This window comes from Flavobacterium erigeronis (assembly GCF_054075165.1).
The window spans coordinates 24,161-41,994 of record NZ_JBSKGP010000013.1 but is presented as its reverse complement, the minus strand read 5'-3'; the positions used below and the strand labels follow the sequence as shown (position 1 = coordinate 41,994).

18 protein-coding genes and 1 tRNA gene are annotated in these 17,834 nt (G+C 33.7%); 3 read left to right on the top strand and 16 right to left on the bottom strand.

The features are described 5' to 3' along the window. The first annotated feature begins 64 nt into the window (after positions 1-64). Positions 65-571 (top strand): hypothetical protein, encoded by a 507-nt coding sequence (locus tag ACWA1F_RS21925; protein WP_456896933.1) that lies wholly within the window; start codon positions 65-67, stop codon positions 569-571. 243 nt (positions 572-814) lie between these two features. On the opposite strand, the gene mtaB is transcribed toward ACWA1F_RS21925, so the two are convergent. Beyond that, complete coding sequence (gene mtaB / locus ACWA1F_RS21920; RefSeq protein WP_306156211.1) at positions 815-2,149, bottom strand: tRNA (N(6)-L-threonylcarbamoyladenosine(37)-C(2))-methylthiotransferase MtaB; 1,335 nt, start codon at positions 2,147-2,149, stop codon at positions 815-817. A 486-nt stretch (positions 2,150-2,635) separates the two neighbouring features. Here mtaB and ACWA1F_RS21915 point away from each other — a divergent pair, with 486 nt between their 5' ends. Further along, a complete protein-coding gene (locus tag ACWA1F_RS21915; RefSeq protein WP_125723368.1) occupies positions 2,636-3,160 on the top strand; it encodes a hypothetical protein in 525 nt (174 codons plus the stop codon). A 69-nt stretch (positions 3,161-3,229) separates the two neighbouring features. On the opposite strand, the gene ACWA1F_RS21910 is transcribed toward ACWA1F_RS21915, so the two are convergent. The 12 genes from ACWA1F_RS21910 to hisS form a co-directional block, all read right to left on the bottom strand. Continuing rightward, positions 3,230-3,760 carry a GNAT family N-acetyltransferase gene (locus tag ACWA1F_RS21910; protein ID WP_456896930.1) on the bottom strand — a complete coding sequence of 177 codons (531 nt, stop codon included), beginning with the start codon at positions 3,758-3,760 and terminating at the stop codon, positions 3,230-3,232. A 6-nt stretch (positions 3,761-3,766) separates the two neighbouring features. Then, positions 3,767-4,573 (bottom strand): Cof-type HAD-IIB family hydrolase, encoded by an 807-nt coding sequence (locus ACWA1F_RS21905; RefSeq protein WP_456896928.1) that lies wholly within the window; start codon positions 4,571-4,573, stop codon positions 3,767-3,769. A 102-nt stretch (positions 4,574-4,675) separates the two neighbouring features. After that, positions 4,676-4,894, bottom strand: a complete 219-nt coding sequence (locus tag ACWA1F_RS21900) for a putative signal transducing protein (RefSeq protein ID WP_125723365.1) — start codon at positions 4,892-4,894, stop codon at positions 4,676-4,678. A gap of 72 nt (positions 4,895-4,966) precedes the next feature. Then, positions 4,967-5,707, bottom strand: coding sequence for an alpha/beta hydrolase (locus ACWA1F_RS21895; protein ID WP_456896926.1), 741 nt, complete (start codon positions 5,705-5,707; stop codon positions 4,967-4,969). Positions 5,708-5,812: 105 nt separating this feature from the next. Next, positions 5,813-6,478 carry a DEAD/DEAH box helicase gene (locus ACWA1F_RS21890; protein WP_456896924.1) on the bottom strand — a complete coding sequence of 222 codons (666 nt, stop codon included), beginning with the start codon at positions 6,476-6,478 and terminating at the stop codon, positions 5,813-5,815. Between the two features lie 57 nt (positions 6,479-6,535). Then, entirely contained in the window at positions 6,536-7,699 is a 1,164-nt protein-coding gene (locus tag ACWA1F_RS21885) for a sigma-54-dependent transcriptional regulator (protein ID WP_456896922.1), read from the bottom strand. A gap of 104 nt (positions 7,700-7,803) precedes the next feature. Beyond that, the gene (locus ACWA1F_RS21880; RefSeq protein ID WP_456896920.1) at positions 7,804-9,120 is read right to left on the bottom strand and encodes an ABC transporter permease; all 1,317 of its coding nucleotides are present in this window, start codon (positions 9,118-9,120) and stop codon (positions 7,804-7,806) included. Between the two features lie 69 nt (positions 9,121-9,189). Continuing rightward, positions 9,190-10,119: an ABC transporter ATP-binding protein gene (locus tag ACWA1F_RS21875; RefSeq protein WP_456896918.1), complete on the bottom strand. Its 930-nt coding sequence runs from the start codon at positions 10,117-10,119 to the stop codon at positions 9,190-9,192. 159 nt (positions 10,120-10,278) lie between these two features. Beyond that, positions 10,279-11,388, bottom strand: a complete 1,110-nt coding sequence (gene dnaJ, locus ACWA1F_RS21870) for a molecular chaperone DnaJ (RefSeq protein ID WP_125723360.1) — start codon at positions 11,386-11,388, stop codon at positions 10,279-10,281. Between the two features lie 68 nt (positions 11,389-11,456). Then, positions 11,457-12,035 (bottom strand): nucleotide exchange factor GrpE, encoded by a 579-nt coding sequence (locus ACWA1F_RS21865; protein WP_306156220.1) that lies wholly within the window; start codon positions 12,033-12,035, stop codon positions 11,457-11,459. Between the two features lie 334 nt (positions 12,036-12,369). Then, positions 12,370-12,440 (bottom strand) — tRNA-Trp (locus ACWA1F_RS21860). 503 nt (positions 12,441-12,943) lie between these two features. Further along, positions 12,944-14,371, bottom strand: a complete 1,428-nt coding sequence (hisS, locus tag ACWA1F_RS21855; RefSeq protein WP_456896915.1) for a histidine--tRNA ligase — start codon at positions 14,369-14,371, stop codon at positions 12,944-12,946. Between the two features lie 202 nt (positions 14,372-14,573). On the opposite strand from hisS, the gene ACWA1F_RS21850 reads away from it, so the two are divergent. Next, positions 14,574-15,818, top strand: a complete 1,245-nt coding sequence (locus ACWA1F_RS21850) for an ABC transporter permease (protein WP_456896913.1) — start codon at positions 14,574-14,576, stop codon at positions 15,816-15,818. Between the two features lie 18 nt (positions 15,819-15,836). Here ACWA1F_RS21850 and ACWA1F_RS21845 read toward each other — a convergent pair whose 3' ends face one another. The 3 genes from ACWA1F_RS21845 to ACWA1F_RS21835 form a co-directional block, all read right to left on the bottom strand. Further along, positions 15,837-16,346 carry a hypothetical protein gene (locus tag ACWA1F_RS21845; protein WP_456896911.1) on the bottom strand — a complete coding sequence of 170 codons (510 nt, stop codon included), beginning with the start codon at positions 16,344-16,346 and terminating at the stop codon, positions 15,837-15,839. Between the two features lie 15 nt (positions 16,347-16,361). After that, positions 16,362-17,228: a peptide chain release factor N(5)-glutamine methyltransferase gene (gene prmC, locus ACWA1F_RS21840; RefSeq protein ID WP_456896909.1), complete on the bottom strand. Its 867-nt coding sequence runs from the start codon at positions 17,226-17,228 to the stop codon at positions 16,362-16,364. An 87-nt stretch (positions 17,229-17,315) separates the two neighbouring features. Next, on the bottom strand, positions 17,316-17,801 hold the full coding sequence (locus ACWA1F_RS21835; protein WP_456896907.1) for a GNAT family N-acetyltransferase: 486 nt from the start codon (positions 17,799-17,801) through the stop codon (positions 17,316-17,318). Positions 17,802-17,834 lie beyond the last annotated feature (33 nt).

Genomic DNA, 17,834 nt, shown 5'->3' with positions numbered 1-17,834 from the left:
CAATTTCAGTATTGGAATTTAAATTGGAATTTGGGATTTTAAATAAATTGGAATTTTAAAAAATATGGAACAATATTTAAGACAATTGGTCGAAATAGAATTTCAGGATAAGAAAGAGATCTTTACGGGTTTTCTTATTGATTATTCTGACGAATGGATTTTGCTTCGAAATAATCCTGTAGATTTTATTTTGGATGGTTTTGTTATTCTTAGAAATAAAAACATTGAAGCCGTAAACCGAGATCATGATTTGGCCTTTACCGAAAAAGTAATTCGTTTGAAAGGTCTAAAAATCAATTCAGATGATATTATTCCGATCAAAGATTTGAGATCTATCATTACATTTATTTCTGAGAAATACGGCATTTTTCAAATTGCAAAAAAATCGTCTAAATCTGCTTATCTAGGAAAATTAATAGAATTGACAGATGAAGAATTGACGATTAATTTTATTGACATTCGAGGTCAATTTGGCGGAGAATTGGATTTTAATCCTGAAAAAATTCGCGTTATCGAATTTGATACCGATTATATTAATTCTTTGAAATTGGTGGTTGGAGAGAGTGACTGATTTATTTCGCAGAGATACGCGGAGAATTTTTAATAAAAACGACAAAGCTCTTTAATTAAATTTAAAGAGCTTTGTCGTTTTTATCTTTTCTTTCTTTCGAAATGATAAACTATATGTCTAAACTTTGCGTGAGACGCACTGCTGTGCGCCTCTACAATATTGTAATCTTATAATAATCTTTGTAAAAATAAAACTTTGTGTATCTCTGCGAAAAATCTTCGCGAATCTCTGTGAAACTAACCCCTAAACCTCAGCCAGCTTATTCAAAAACTCCAAACGAACACTTCCGTCTTCGTCGATTTTTGTCAAGTTGATTTCTTGTAAAGTATTTACTAGTTCAGGATTCCAAGGTGTTTTTACTTTTACGTAATTCTCTGTAAATCCGTGAATATAACCTTCTTTATTTTCTCCTTCAAAAAGAACCGTTCTGTTGGTTCCTAATTGGCTTTCGTAAAAAGCACGGCGTTTTTTAACTGATAATCCGCGAAGCATTTTACTGCGTTTTGCACGTACATTTGAAGGAACAACGCCTTCCATATCTACAGCTTCTGTATTATCTCTTTCAGAATAGGTAAAAACGTGTAAATAGGAAATATCCAATTCGTTTAAGAAATGATAAGTTTCTAAAAAGTGCTCGTCTGTTTCTCCAGGAAAACCAACAATCACGTCAACGCCAATGCATGCATGAGGCATTACTTCGCGAATTTTGTTTACACGGTCAATATAGACTTCACGCAAATAACGGCGTTTCATTAATTTCAAAATATCATTGCTTCCCGACTGTAGCGGAATATGAAAATGCGGCACAAAAGTGCGGCTTTTAGAAACAAATTCGATCGTTTCGTTTTTCAATAAATTTGGTTCGATAGACGAAATTCTTAAACGTTCAATTCCTTCTACTTTGTCTAAAGCTTGAACTAAATCTAAGAAAGTATGTTCGTGTTTTTTATTTCCAAACTCCCCTTTTCCGTAATCGCCGATATTTACACCAGTCAAAACAATCTCACGAATATTCTGAGCGGAAATTTCTTTAGCGTTTTTAAGCACATTTTCTAAAGCATCACTTCTAGAAATTCCACGTGCTAACGGAATGGTGCAATACGTACATTTATAATCGCAGCCGTCCTGAACTTTCAAAAAGGCACGCGTACGATCACCGATAGAATAACTTCCTACGTAAAAATCCGCTTCGGCAATTTCGCACGAGTGAACTTCACCCATGTCATTTTTACTCAAATCATGAATATAGTCTGTAATTTTGAATTTTTCTGTTGCACCCAAAACCAAATCAACACCATCAACAGCCGCCAATTCCTCTGGTTTTAATTGTGCATAACAGCCGACTGCAGCAACAAAAGCTTTTTCGTTAAGCTTCATTGCTTTTCTCACTACCTGCTTAAACTGCTTATCTGCATTTTCTGTTACAGAGCAAGTATTAATGACATAAATATCTGCTATTTCTTCAAAATCGACGCGGTCAAAACCTTCGTCATTAAAATTTCTGGCAATTGTAGAAGTCTCTGAAAAATTCAGTTTACAACCCAGCGTATAAAAGGCAACTTTCTTTCTATTTTCCATAATCTGTCTTAAATTAATGAAATCGTTGTCAAAAAATTTAAGGCTGCAAATTTACAAACAATATTCATCAAAAGAAAGCGATTAATTCACTTCCAATCAATAATTTGCATTAATGTTAATTTAGAAACATTCAAAAGTTAATCTTTTCACTTTTTTTTTCGAATAAGAAAGCACTCGTATTTTTAACATTTTAACATTCTGATAAGAATAAAATGACAAAATAATCGACTAAAAGCAAATTTTATCGATTAAGTACATTTTTTTCGATTATAAATTCAAAATTTCTTACATTTACCATTGTTATGAATCTTGTTAGCAATAAATTCATATTAAAGAATTTTAATAAGCTTTAATTAATTTAATAATAATTCGGGCATAACAATTTTGAATTTTACTCGTTATGTTGTTGTTTTGTGTTACAAAATGAAATGGGAAAGCCGAAAACCAAAGAGAGTAGGCAAAATTAAAATACAAATACCACGCTTTATGAAAGCATTTTTACCCACGATCTGCTTGATGTTCTTAACCCTATTTAGTTCGCAAGCGCAAACTAATGCTCCAGCCGCAAACGCAAATCCGTTCCCTACAATTAGTACATTGACGACTTGGGCAAGCTTTAACTCACAACAGCAATTTGATGTTGCTATTCGTGCAGTTGGGTTTAAGTTTGAAGTTAAAGAACCAGGTGAAGGATCTACAGCTTATACCTACATTCGTAAAGTAACTGTTAACGAAGTAAACTACACAGACAGAATTGTATACAGAATTACAAATAATAATTCTGCAAGTATCATTTCTTTAGTAACAGCTTCTACTGACTTGGTTAGTTTATACACACCACAATTGGCAAGTTTTAAAAACAACAACTGTAAAACAGAAATGTCTAAAGACAAAAACACAACTTGCAGCTGTTACGAAAGTGCAAATTTTGCAATCGATCTTTGCGACGAGCGTGTAAAATTAACTATGGGTGACGGAAATAAATATTTTGTTTCTGTAGCTAAAAAATAATATTTTAACTCTGATTTGTTTCCAAATCTTTACTGACTTTTAAGTATGTAAAGATTTGGAATACATTTCTTAGTTTGAGTTTGGATTTTTGAGTTCGTACCAAACTTCTAATTCTTCCTGATAAGTAAAAGAATTCACAAAATGGAAACCTAATTTTTCGAGAATCTTTCTTGAGTTTTCATTTCCCGCATCTGCGTAAGCATAAAGTGCTTCAACTTTCATTTCATTAAATGCGTAATCTACAAAAGCTTTTCCTGCTTCAGATGCATATCCCTTTCCCCAATGTTTTTCGATAAAACGGTATCCTAATTCGTAGAAATTTTTATGATTATTGATTTCGTCTGTAATAAATTTAATTCCAGACCAGCCAATAAATTCATTTGTTTCTTTTAATACAACGGCCCATCTTCCTGTTCCGAAATCTTTGTATTGTTTTTGAACAAACTTAAGATATTCAATACTTTCCTCAATATGTTTTACGGGTTTATTTCCAACAAACAAATGCACATTTGGATTCGAATCCAATTCAAACATGCCTTCTGCATCAGAAAGCAACATCTCTCTTAAAATCAAACGTTCTGTTTCAATTGGCTTTTTCATCTCTTTTTAATTTAAAATAAAGCGCTGCACAACCTCAGCCACTCCATCATTATTATTTGAAGATACAATTAAATCTGCTTTATCGCGCAATTCGGGCGTCACATTGTCTACCCAAACGCCGAGTCCTGCATATTCGATCATTGTCAAATCATTTCCTGCGTTTCCAACAGCTATAATTTCACTTTGATGAATTCCGAGCTTTTCTTCTGCTAAACGTTTCAAACTTGCCGCTTTATCAATGCCTAATTGTGCCACTTCTAGAAAAAAAGGTTTTGATGTCGAAACACTTAAATGTGGCATAAAATCGATTAAATCTTTTTCAACCGTTTTTAAATACTCTGGATCTTGCAATAAAATACATTTAACCGCTGGCCTGTCAACATAATCTTTAAAGCTAGAAACTTTGCGATGCGCCATTCCTGTAATTTCCTTTTCGATTTCTATGTATTCAGAATCTGTTTCGCTAATAATTTCATCATCTAAATACGTGATGATGTGTGTATTCATTTTAACGCTGTAATCGTATAAAGCATGAATTTGTTCGACAGTTAATTTCTGTTCGAATAAAATCAGATTGTCTTTTACACGACTTATTATCGCTCCATTAAACGAAAGCATATACGAATCGTTAAGATCTAGCTCCAATTCTTTCGCGTAAGCGGTCATTGCAATTGTAGGCCTTCCAGAAGCTAAAACTACATAAACCCCTTTTGCCTGAGCTTCTAAAAGTACTTTTTTATTTAAATCTGAAATTCTGTGGTCATCTGTCAACAAGGTATCATCCATGTCGAGCACTAACATTTTATATTGCATTTTTTTTAGTCCTTTTTTTAATCCTTAGTCCTTAGCTGTTAGCCCCTAGCTTTTTAGTCCTTATTTCTTATTCTCTAAGGACTAGGGACTAAATAGCTTATCTTAAATACTCATTCTAAACTGTTCAACAACTGGATTTGCTTTTGCGAAATCTGTTTCCTGAATAAACAATTCGACTGCCAAATCCGTTTGTCCAAATCCGCCCAAGCGAGCCGATTGGATATTATCTTTTTTTACTGTTTCTACTCCAGCTTCTTCTAATCTTTCCTGCAAAGCAATCGCTAATACTTCGCTTCCCGAAAACACTTTCATTAGTCCCATAACATTCTATTTTATGATTTATTTTTTATTTTAAAATTGCCTCTAATTGAGTCTGATACTCGGCATTTTCATTCATCCCAATATGTTCCTGATTTTCCAAAAGATAAAGATGTCCTCGCTATCTATCAATTCATTCAACCTGACAGAATTATTATATTCAATCAAATGATCGTCTTTCCCATGAAAAATATAAATTGGCACTTTAACTTTTGGCAAATAAGTATAAGTCTCCAGTTGAAATTTTTTCATGAAATTCGGAAAAAACGGAACTCTTGTACTTGATAATTCTGTAAAACTATAGTAAGGCGACTGAAGAATTAAAGCTTTTGGTTTGTTTTCTGAAGCCAAAATTGTTGCAAATCCAGAACCAATCGAATAGCCTGCAATTATTATTTTATTTTCGGCATATCTTTTTGCTAATGTCTTATAAGCAATAGAAATATCTTTCTTTAATTGTTCTTCATTTTCAATTTGACCTTCACTTTTGCCAAAACTTCTGTAATCTAAAATAAAAATATCATAACCTAAATTGGTATATGTTTTAGTAATTTTACCCCAAGTTTCAAGTGTACCTGCATTTCCATGAAGATAAAAAACGAGTCCTTTTGAATTCTCTGCTTTAAAAAGCAAACCATTTAACTTAGTTCCGTCAAAAGATTTTATATCGATCTCTTCAAACTTTTGAACATAATCAAATTTATGGTCTTTCGGAAGCGCCGTGCTTTGAAAAACCATTCCAACCTGATTAAAATAAACATAGGAAATAATCAAAACATAAATTACAAGGAAAGCACATAAAAGTACTATTATCAAAAATTTAAGCGTTTTAAAAATCTCCATTTCTGTTCTATTATAAAACTTTCAGTCCCAGTTTTCAGTATTAAACTAAAACTGGGACTGAAAAATTAAAACTTATCTTTATTCTTCCTCTTCAATATCATCCTCCTCTTCGTCGAGTTCTTCTTCGCCTTCTTCATCCATATCAAACAAATACGGTTCGACCAGCATTCTGTCTGCTAGAATCTCAACACGTTCTGACAAAGTTTCAGCAAAAATGATTCGCTGTGTTTTAGCAATACTGTTTGAAATACGCATAATTTTAGGTTCGTGACGTAATTTCAAAATTGGATCTGCATCATCTAAAATCAGCATTTTGAGACGATTTACGTTGTAACCTGCCGTACTAAACATATCATTTAGTTTTGTTGGCGTTCCAATTAAAACATCAATTCCTGTTGAAACATAATTTTTGTCATAATCCATGTCGCCTTTATCATGCACGCCGTAGACTTCAAGATTGGTGTATTTACCGTATTTCTCGAAAAGCTCTTCCATAGCCAAAACCTTTTCTTTGTCTTCTACAATAATCAAGGCACGAGGCGATTCTTCATTTTTTCCTGCCAATTGCTGAATCACATTCAAAACAATTGTAGTTGTTTTTCCGCTTCCGTTTGGTGAAATAATTACACAGTCAGCACCACTTTTTATCGTCGAAAAAGTTTCCATTTGCAAAGCATTGGCTTCTGTCAGACCATTTTCGATTAGACCGTCTTGTAATTTCTCGTTTATTTTTTTTAGTTTCATTTCTAAATTTTAGAGTTTTGATTTTAGATTTTAGATTGAAAAATCTTATCTCAAATCTTATTTGCTTGCGAACATTTTTACGTCGGTTTCAGAGATTTCGTTACCTCCCAAAATGATCAATCTTTCTACTACATTTCGAAGTTCACGAATATTTCCTGTCCAATCGTATTCTTGCAATAATTTGATGGCTTGCGCCGAAAACGACTTCACTGCATTTCCTTGCTCAGACGCTATTTTTTCTGTAAAATGCGAAATCAAAGCAGGAATATCGTCACGTCTTTCATTCAATGGCGGCACTTTAATTAAAATTACTGCCAAACGATGGTATAAATCTTCACGGAAACGGCCTTCAGCAATTTCTGTTTTTAAATCTTTATTGGTTGCCGCAACGACACGAACATCAACTTTAATATCTTTATCTGCACCAACACGCGTAATCATACTTTCCTGAAGCGCGCGCAATACTTTGGCTTGCGCCGAAAGGCTCATGTCACCAATTTCATCTAAGAAAATTGTTCCTTTGTCTGCTGCTTCAAACTTTCCTGCACGATCTTTAACTGCCGATGTAAAAGCACCTTTTACATGTCCGAACAACTCACTTTCGATCAACTCGCTAGGAATCGCCGCACAGTTTACTTCAATTAAAGGAAAACTAGAACGTTCGCTTTTTTCGTGCAACTGATGCGCTACTAATTCTTTTCCGGTTCCGTTTGGCCCCGTAATTAAAACTCTGGCTTCTGTTGGTGCCACTTTATCAATCATCACTTTGATATGATTAATCGATTCGCTATCACCAATCATTTCGTAGTTTTTGCTGACTTTTTTCTTCAGGATTTTATTTTCAACTACTAATTGTTTTTTATCCAAAGCATTACGAACCGTATTCAGCAAACGATTCAAATCTGGCGGTTTAGAAATATAATCAAAAGCTCCCAAACGCATGGTTTGAATCGCCGTTTCCATATCGCCATGACCAGAAATCATAACCATCGGAATTTCGGGTTTTATCTTTTTTACTTCTTCTAAAACCTCAACACCGTCCATTTTTGGCATTTTGATATCGCACAAAACCAAATCATAATCGTTGTTTTTTATTTTTTCAAGTCCCACAGCCCCATCTTCAGCCTCATCAACCTGATACAAATCATTTTCTTCTGATAAAATTTTTACCAAAACTCTTCTGATCGCTGCTTCGTCTTCTATAATTAGGATTTTACTCATTTTCTTTTAAGGTTCTAAGGTTCTGAGACGCTAAGGTTCTAAGGTTTTTTCTTTAGGGCTAAAATCTTAGCATCTCAGAACCTTAGTACCTTAGCACCTTTAAATCAATATTTAAGCCATTTATACAATTCTTTCCAGGTTGGCTTTTTGCCGTACATTAAAATACCGACACGGTAAATTTTTGCAGCGAACCAAACCACAAGGAAAAATGTAGCAAACAATAATGATACCGAAATTGCAATTTGCCACCACGGCACGCCAAACGGAATACGCATTAACATTACAATTGGCGAAGTTAGCGGAATCATTGAAAAAATAACCGCAACACTTCCGCGAGGATCGTTTACTACTGTGAAAAATCCGATATAAACGCTCAAAATAAGCGGCATTAAAATTGGAAGCAGAAATTGTTGAGAATCAGTCTGATTGTCAACAGCGGCTCCAATTGCAGCGTAAAATGAGCTGTATAGAAAATAACCTCCAATAAAATAAATTACAAATCCGATTATGATACTTGCAATTGGCAGATTCCATAATTCGGCAATATACATTTGCGCTGAACCTGATAATTGATGCTGTGCTGATTGCATCATTTCTGGTGAAATTCTCGCTGTTGGCCCCACATTTACTCCAAAAAATGCCGAAGCAGCAAACATTAACCCTAAACCAATTATGGCCCAGATTATAAATTGTAGAATTCCTGCTAGCGAAGTTCCAACAATTTTACCAATCATTAGCTGAAACGGTTTAACAGACGAAATGATAATTTCGATAATACGATTTGTTTTTTCTTCGATTACGCTTCGCATTACCATATTTCCATAAATGATAATGAACATCATAATCAAGTAACCGAATGCACCACCAATTCCGATTTTAATTTCATTTAATCCTTTCAGACTTTCTTCTCCAGAAGCTTTAACCAAATGAATATTCACATCAGATTGCGCTTTTTGAATTGCTAAAGTATCCAGTTTTGCTTCTTCGAGATTTAGTTTTGTAATTTTATTTCCGATAATATCCTGTGTACTTTCGATAAAAGAAATGCTCGGGCTATTATTAGAAATAAACTCAATCTTACTTTCTAAATCTTTTATATTTTTCGTTTTAGGAATAACAATCAGTCCGTTGAAATTTTCTTTTGTGATGCTGTCTTTTAAAGCTTTTACATCAACTTCAGATAAATTAAGATATTTAAACTCGGCACCTTTTTTATTTTCTTTTAAAAAATCTGAAGCAAAAAGTCCAGTTTCATCATGAATTGCAATGCGTTTGGTTTCTGCTTTCATTGAGCTTAAATAACCTATAAAAAAGGCAATAGCGACAAATAAAAGCGGACTTAAAAAAGTCATGACAACAAAAGATTTATTGCGGACTTTGGCAATAAATTCTCTTTTTATAATCAACGAAATTATACTCATTCTTCGTAATTTTCAATTTAAAAATTCCAAAACCTAACAATTAGAATTTGGAATTTATTTTTTGGAATTTTATTTTGTGTTTTCAGTAACCGTTTGAATAAAAATATCGTGAACGCTTGGAATTTTTTCGACGAAATGTGTCACTTGTCCGCGCTGTGTTAGAACATTTAATAATTCATTTGGCGCCGCGTTTCCAATCTGGATATTTAATTTCAAATCATCATTTAGCGATTTGAAACTAGCTGGAGAAACGGTAAATTTTTGTGTAATATCATACATCAAACCTTCAACATTACTCGTTAGGATTCCAACTTCAAAACTATTGGTTCTAAACTGTCGTTTTACATCGCCAATTTTACCTTCTATTAGTTTATTTGATTTATGAATTAAAGCTATATTTTCGCAAAGTTCCTCTACACTTTCCATTCTGTGAGTTGAAAAAATAATCGTTGAGCCTTGTTCCTTCAATGCCAAAATTTCATCTTTAATCACATTTGCATTAACGGGATCAAATCCAGAAAACGGCTCATCTAAAATCAACAATTTAGGCTTATGCAAAACACAAACCACAAACTGAATTTTCTGCGCCATTCCTTTAGAAAGTTCTTGTATTTTCTTATTCCACCAACCTTGAATTCCTAATCGGTCAAACCAATAATCCAATTGCTTTTTAGCTTCAGCTTTAGAAAGCCCTTTCATTTGAGCTAAATACAGACATTGTTCTCCCACTTTCATCGAACTGTACAAACCTCTTTCTTCTGGAAGATATCCAATTGTTTGGACATGTTTAGGCTGTAATCTTTCTCCATCCAAAATTACTTTGCCACTGTCTGGCAGGGTAATTTGGTTTATGATTCTGATAAGGGAAGTTTTTCCGGCTCCATTCGGACCTAAAAGTCCATATATACTGCCTTTTGGCACATTTAATGAAACTTCGTTAAGTGCTACATAGTCGCCGTATTTTTTTACGACTTTATGTACTTCTAGTAAGTTACTCATGCTATTTTTAAGGATTTACTGCGTCACTTTGCCTGTTACGGTTCAGCGACTGTAAAAGTAAATAATTCGAAGCGAAATTGTGTCATATTACGCAAAAAACCCATTCTAATTTATGCTAGAATGGGTTTTTAATTTATTTATAATTTTAAAAAGTTCCGATTATGAGAACATATCTTTTACTTTTTCAAAAAATGATTTCTCTGATTTCTCTGGACTTGGAGCAAAATGGTCGTCTGTCAAAGCATTTTCAAAGAATTGTTTTTGTTCTTTATTTAATGTTTTTGGTGTCCAAACATTTACGTGAACCAATAAATCTCCGCTTCCGTAACCGTTTAAACTCGGAATTCCTTTTCCTTTTAATCTTAAGATTTTTCCAGACTGAATTCCTTCTTCCAGCTTAATACGAACTTTTCCGTTAATTGCTTCAATATCTTTAGAAGCTCCTAAAACTGCTTCAGGGAAACTGATATATAAATCGAAATGAACATTTTCACCTTCACGTTTCAAGAATTCGTGCTCTACTTCTTCAATCGCTACAATTAAATCTCCTGGAATACTATTTCCTGGTGCATCGTTACCTTTATTGGCAACTTTCAACTGCATTCCGTCAACAACTCCCGCAGGAATTTTGATTGACACCGTTTCGTCTTCTTGAACCATTCCTTGAGCATCTGCTTCAGAAGGTTTTTTATCTAAGATTTGTCCAGAACCACCACAAGTATGACAAGTAGATGCAGATTGCATTCTTCCCAAAATAGTGTTAGTTACACGCATTACTTGACCTTGACCGTTACAAGTCGTACAAGTTTTATACGTTACGCCTTTGGCCTGAACTTTACGTTTTACTTTTACTTTTTTCTCAACTCCATTTGCAATTTCTTCCAAAGTCAATTTTACTTTGATTCGAAGATTGCTTCCTTTCGCACGGCGAGGGCCACCGCCTCCACCTCCGAAACCGCCAAATCCGCCACCAAAAATATCACCAAACTGGCTGAAAATGTCATCCATATTCATACCGCCATGACCACCGCCAAATCCGCCAGAACCATCAAATGCTTGATGACCGTATTGATCGTATTTCGCTTTTTTCTGCGGATCACTTAAAACTTCGTAAGCTTCTGCCGCCAATTTGAAGTTTTCTTCTGCCTCTTTGTCGCCTGGATTTTTATCAGGATGGTATTTTAAAGCGCTTTTTCTATATGCTTTTTTAATTTCGGCAGCATCAGCATTTTTTGAAATGCCTAGTATTTCGTAAAAATCTTTTTTCATAATAAGGTTAAATTCCAAATTTTAAAATTCCAAATTCCAAAAATGCATTTGAAATTTTTATCTGCATTTTAGTTTCCAGTTACAACTTTAGGGTAACGAATAATTTTGTCTCCTAATTTGTACCCTTTTTCAATAACGTCAACAATTTTACCTTTTAATTTATCAGAAGGAGCGGGAATTTGAGTAATTGCCTCAGCAAAATCCGCATTAAAATCATCGCCTGCTTTTACATCAACCTGCTCTAAACCTTTAGAAACTAAAGTACTTTTCAGTTTTTCGTGAATTAGCTCCACTCCTTTTTTAAGATTTTCGTCATCAGATTTATTAATTTCTACAGCAGCTCTGTCAAAATCATCTAAAACTGGAAGCATAGCCAATAAAACTTCTTGGTTTGCTGTTTTAAATAATTCAAGACGCTCTTTTGAAGTTCTTTTTTTGTAATTTTCAAATTCGGCGAATAATCTCAAAAACTTATCTTTTTCTTTAGCTAAGTCTTGAGCTAACTGCTCCTCAACACTTAATTCTTCAACAATTAATTGCTCTCCATTAGCGTTAGTCTCTATCGTTGCATCATCTAATTCCTGATCGAATTCTGTATTTTCCGTAGTCATATTACTTTTATTTTTAAAAATATTTTTAAACTTCATTTTTTATTTCTTTCTGTTAGATTGCAAAAGTACTGCCAAATCTTATAAAATGTCAAATTGTCACTTTATTAATTATGAGACATTTAAAAAACATAATTACGCAGAAAAAATTTATTATAATTTTAAGACTATTACGTTTTAGTTTATCTTATCTTTGAGACCAATAAACATTAATTATTACCACCAAAAATTGAATTTAAGGGTTGGCTTCTGCCTCTAAATAATTATTAATTCAAATTTACCTTATATTAAAAAAAGCTTCGCCTATAGAGACGAAGCTTTTTTTTATGCTTGAGCTTTTTTATCTGACAGAGTTGTCATCTACTATGTTTTGCACGGGCGGAGGGATTCGAACCCCCATCAACGGTTTTGGAGACCGCTATTCTACCCTTGAACTACGCCCGTAACTTGAGGTCGCAAATTAAAAGCTTTTTTTCTTCTCTACCAAGTTATTTTCCCCCGATTTAAACCAATTTAAGCCAAGTCACTCTGAATCTTTAGATTATAGATTCAAATTAATTTTTCTAAATCTGTAAAATCTACTTGAAACAAGAAAAACATTGCGTTCCCACGGTTGAAACCGTAGGCTATATTTAAAAAAATTCGCGAAAATTTGTGTAATTTGTGGCTAAAAAAATCTTTTTAATCTTTTAATCTGTGGCAAAAAATTCTTTGCGTTCCCACGTTTGAAACCGTGGGCTATGTTAAAAAAATTCGCGAAAATTTGTGCAATTTGTGGCAAAAAAAATCTTTTTAATCTTTTTAATCTGTGGCAAAAAAAAATCTTTGCGCTCCCACGGTTGAAACCGTGGGCTATGTTTTAAATCAATTCGTGAAAATTCGTGCAATTTGTGGCAAAAAAACTTTGCGGCCTTTGCGTAACCCCTTGCGCTCTTTGCGGTTAAATCTTACCCCAACAAAGCATTCTTCAAACCTTCAAAATCGACAGTTACCTGCTCTCCTGAAACTAGATTTTTTAACGCATACGAATTTGAAGCAATTTCCTGATCTCCAACCAATACTGCAAACGGAATCAATCGTTTGTCTGCGTATTGAAATTGTTTTCCAACTTTTACACTATCAGGATACAATTCTACTTTTATGTTTTCTTGTCTCAATTTCTGAATCGCTTGCGAAGCATATAAAGCTTCTTTATCTCCAAAATTCAAAAATATCGCTTTTGAGGTAGCTGCAACGGTTTCTGGAAATAATTGTAATTCTTCAAGAACTAAATAAATTCTATCCAATCCAAAAGAAATTCCGACACCACTCATATTCTTTAAACCAAAAATACCAGTCAAATCGTCATATCTTCCGCCGCCGCCGATAGAACCCATCGCTACTGTTTTAGGAGCCGCAACTTCAAAAATAGCTCCGGTGTAATAATTTAATCCGCGAGCAAGTGTCACATCCAAATCTAAAGTAGCTGTCGAAAGTCCTAAAACAGCAACGTTGTCACAAATGAATTTCAATTCTTCAACACCTTTCATTCCTTCTTCAGAAGATGACAATAATTCCGAAAGCTGTGCTATTTTGTCTGTAAAAGTTCCTGAGAAACTAAAAAGTGGCTGTACTTTTACTAAAGCCTCTTCAGAAATTCCTTTTTCGATCATTTCTTTTTTAACACCGTCTTCACCGATTTTGTCCAGTTTATCCAATGCAACTGTAAAATCAATTAATTTATCTGATGCGCCAATTACCTCAGCAATTCCAGATAAAATTTTACGGTTATTGATTTTGATTGTAACCCCTTCTAAACCTAAAGCCGTAAAAACAGTATCGTATAATTGAACCAATTCCACTTCCTGCCAAAGCGATTTTGAGCCCACAACATCGGCATCGCATTGAAAAAATTCTCTAAAACGCCCTTTTTGCGGATTATCTGCTCTCCAAACTGGTTGAATCTGATATCTTTTGAAGGGAAATTCAATTTCACTTTGGTGCTGCACTACATATCTTGCAAACGGAACGGTCAAATCGTAACGCAAAGCTTTTTCAGAAATTTTTCCTGTGAATTTATTTAATTCAATTCTCTGTTCTAAAGATATTTTTTCTGCAGAATTCAACTGTAATTCTTCAATTGATTCTGGCAGTTCAATTTTACTTTTATTGTAGAAAAAATTTCCTGAATTCAAGATTTTAAAAATCAGACGATCTCCTTCTTCTCCATATTTCCCCATTAAGGTATCTGAATTTTCAAACGAAGGCGTTTCGATTGGCTGGAAACCAAATTTTTCGAAATTCGCTTTTATAGTTTGAATAATATATTGACGTTTTGACACCTCTGCTGGTGAAAAATCTCTTGTTCCTTTTGGTATACTTGGTTTTGAAGCCATCTTATTTATTTTAGATTGTTGATTTTAGATTTTAGATTTTTTTCTGAATCTTAAATTCTAAAACACTTTGACATTTATTTATTTGATTTTTTGATTTTCTGCAAATGCTAAATCGCCTGCAAATATCTTACTTTTTAAAATAAATATTAACTGTTCGAAAACAAACTTGTAACAAAAAACGTATTTTCGTGACAAATTGGTCATGATGCTAAAATTATTTAAAGAAAATATTCGAATTGCGTTTGGTTCTATAAAAACCCAATTGCTGCGTACTATTCTTACCGTTTTAATTATTGCTATCGGGATTACGGCTTTGGTCGGAATCTTAACCGTTGTTTCGGCCTTGGACAATACCATTTCGAACGATTTTGCTTCAATGGGCGCCAATACTTTCAATATTAACCAATACGAAAATAAAGTTCGAAACCGCGGCGGGAATGAACGCGAAGTCATCAACCCGATTATTTCTTATCCAGAAGCTGTTGCTTTCAAAACAAAATACAAATATCCTTTTACAGAAACTTCTCTTTCTTTTACTGCAACCACAACTGCAGAAGTAAAATATTTAGGAGAAAAAACAGACCCAGAAATTACTGTAGTTGGAGTTGACGAACATTTTATTACCAATTCTGGACTTGAAACTAGCTTAGGAAGAAGTTTTAATCAGTTTGACATTGAAAACAATACTTATTCTTGTGTTGTGGGTTCCGATTTTGAAAAAGGACTTTTAAAAGACATAAATCCGATTGACAAAATCATTTCTATTCGAGGTGCACGTTTTAAAGTTATCGGAGTATTAAAAGAAAAAGGTTCGACGTTTGGAAACAGCCAAGATTTGCGTGTTTTAATTCCGATTCAGGTAGCGCGATCTTTGTTTACTGCGCCAAACATAAATTATACCGTAAGCGTTATGGTTTCTAAAAAAGAAGTTTTAGACGAAGCCATTGACAATGCCACAAGCACTATGCGAAGAGTTCGCAAGCTAAGCCCAGTGCGCGATAATAATTTTGGAGTAGTGAGAAGCGACGATTTAATTAACCGTATTCTCAGTATAACGCAATATTTAAGTATAGCCGCTTGGACTATTTCTGTAATTACGATTTTAGGATCCTCTATTGCTTTAATGAATATTATGGTCGTTTCGGTTACAGAACGCACTCGCGAAATTGGTGTTCGTAAAGCTTTAGGAGCAAAAAGATCTACCGTTGCTTTTCAGTTTTTTATCGAAACTTTATTGATTGGTCAAATTGGAGGTCTAGTCGGAATCGTTTTAGGAATTTTGCTCGGTTTTGCTATAGCAACAGCTATGAGTTTTGCATTTGTAATTCCGTGGATGGCAATTTTTGCTGCTTTTGCGACGAGTTTTTGCGTGGCCTTGGTTTCTGGTTTATATCCAGCTATTAAAGCATCAAAATTAGATCCGATTGAAGCGCTGCGCTACGAATAGATTTATTTTCGCTTCAGTTTAAACCTGAGCGTTTAATACCTTTTTCATAAGTTTTCTTTTTTCAACTCCTATTATGTCGAATTCAAAATAATCCTCATATTCTATAATTTCATGAGGCTGCTCGTTCTGAATTGCATCAATTGTTTCTCCATAAAATGTTAAAGTTTCAGCAAACAAATCGTCCACAATTAAAATACAATTTTCATGTAAATAAAAAAATGGAAAATCTAGACTCCCAGCAATTACATTTCTTTTCAATTTTCTGTTTTTAAGATCAATAATTCCCCATTGGTAAACAAATCTAAAGAAGATTAAATCTATATTTTTGAAATAAACGAAACTAAAATTATTTACTTCCGAATTATCTTCATGTAGAAAAAATTTTGCAGTGATATTATATTGTGGTTGTTCTGGAAACTCAAAATCAACATACGAAGCCTTCAAATCTGATGAACCTCCCGAAGGAATTACAATATCAAATCCCTCAGATATTTGATTCGAATCATAATTCCTAATCCTTAAATCCATTTCTTTTTTTTATACCTATAAACCTTTTAAAACCTTACCCGAAATCATACGATCGTTGTCGTAGATATCTTTTCGAAGCTCTACGTTTTCGAAGCTCATATTTTCGAGCAAATCGATCATTTCTTTTCCAAGATATTGATTGATTTCAAAATACAATTTTCCTTTTTCTTTAAGTCCATTTTGAGCTAAAGAAGCAATTTTTCGATAAAAAATAAGCGGATCACTATCTTCTACGAAAAGCGCTAAATGTGGTTCATAATCCAACACATTTTTTTTAATCTCTTCTTTTTCTAAATTTCGAACATAAGGCGGATTCGAAACAATTATATCAAACTGACAGGTAAACTCTTCTGTCTCTAAAATATTTAGAAGCATAAAAGTAACATCAACATTATTGGTGATAGCGTTTCTTTTTGCCGTTTCAATAGCTTTTTTAGAGACATCAATTCCAAAAACTTCTGCGTTTGGAAGATTTTTTGCCAGCGAAATAGCAATACAGCCACTTCCTGTTCCAATATCAAGAATTTTTATTTTTTTAGATTTTTCTGAACCAGCATTCTCATTAATAATCCATTCGACCAATTCTTCCGTTTCTGGTCGCGGAATCAGCACATTTTCATTTACTTCAAAATCCAAACCGTAAAAATTTGTTTTCCCAAGCAAATATTGAATTGGAACTTCTTTTTTAAGCTGTTTCAGCAGTTCGTCCCATATTACAAAATCATTCTCCTCAAATGTTAATTCATGATTTAAAGCCAAATCAATCTGACGAAGCTGGTGTTTATCTTCCAAAATCAGATAAAAAAAGCTCTCCGCTTCGTACGCATCGTAAAAAGGAGCTAATTCTTTAATAAACTGAGTACGATATTGTTTAATCTTCATTTTTAGTTTTTGAGCATTTTATATCAGCAGAAAACTGACATTTTTATCTTCAATAAGTCTTGCTAGCTTAAAATTGTTACATTTTAATTACAAAACTTTCAGCATCCATACAGGGCAAGAACAATGTCCCGTCGAACCTAACGGAGCATCTAAATATTCAAAACCAGATTTTACATATAGCTTTTGTGCAGCATGCATAAATGGCATGGTTTCGATATAACATTTTTTGAAACCAAAAGCTCTGGCTTGATCTAAACATTTTTCCATCATTTGCGTTCCAATTCCCAAACCTCTTGTTTTTGGAAGAAAATACATTTTCTGCAATTCACAAATTTCAGGATCTCCATTTTCCAAAGGCGCAATTCCCGCACAACCTACAATTTCTCCTTCATTTTCGACAACAAAATAAACCGATTTGGGCTTGCTGTATTCTTCAAACATCAAATCCAGATATGGATCTTCGTATGCAGTTCCTACTTTTGGAATTTCCATTTCATCAAAAACAGATCGTATCAAACTTGCAACTGCTTGATTGTCTTCTTTTTTAATTGCCCTTATTAGCCAATTTACCATTTTTTTATTCTAATTCATTATAAATACAAAAAT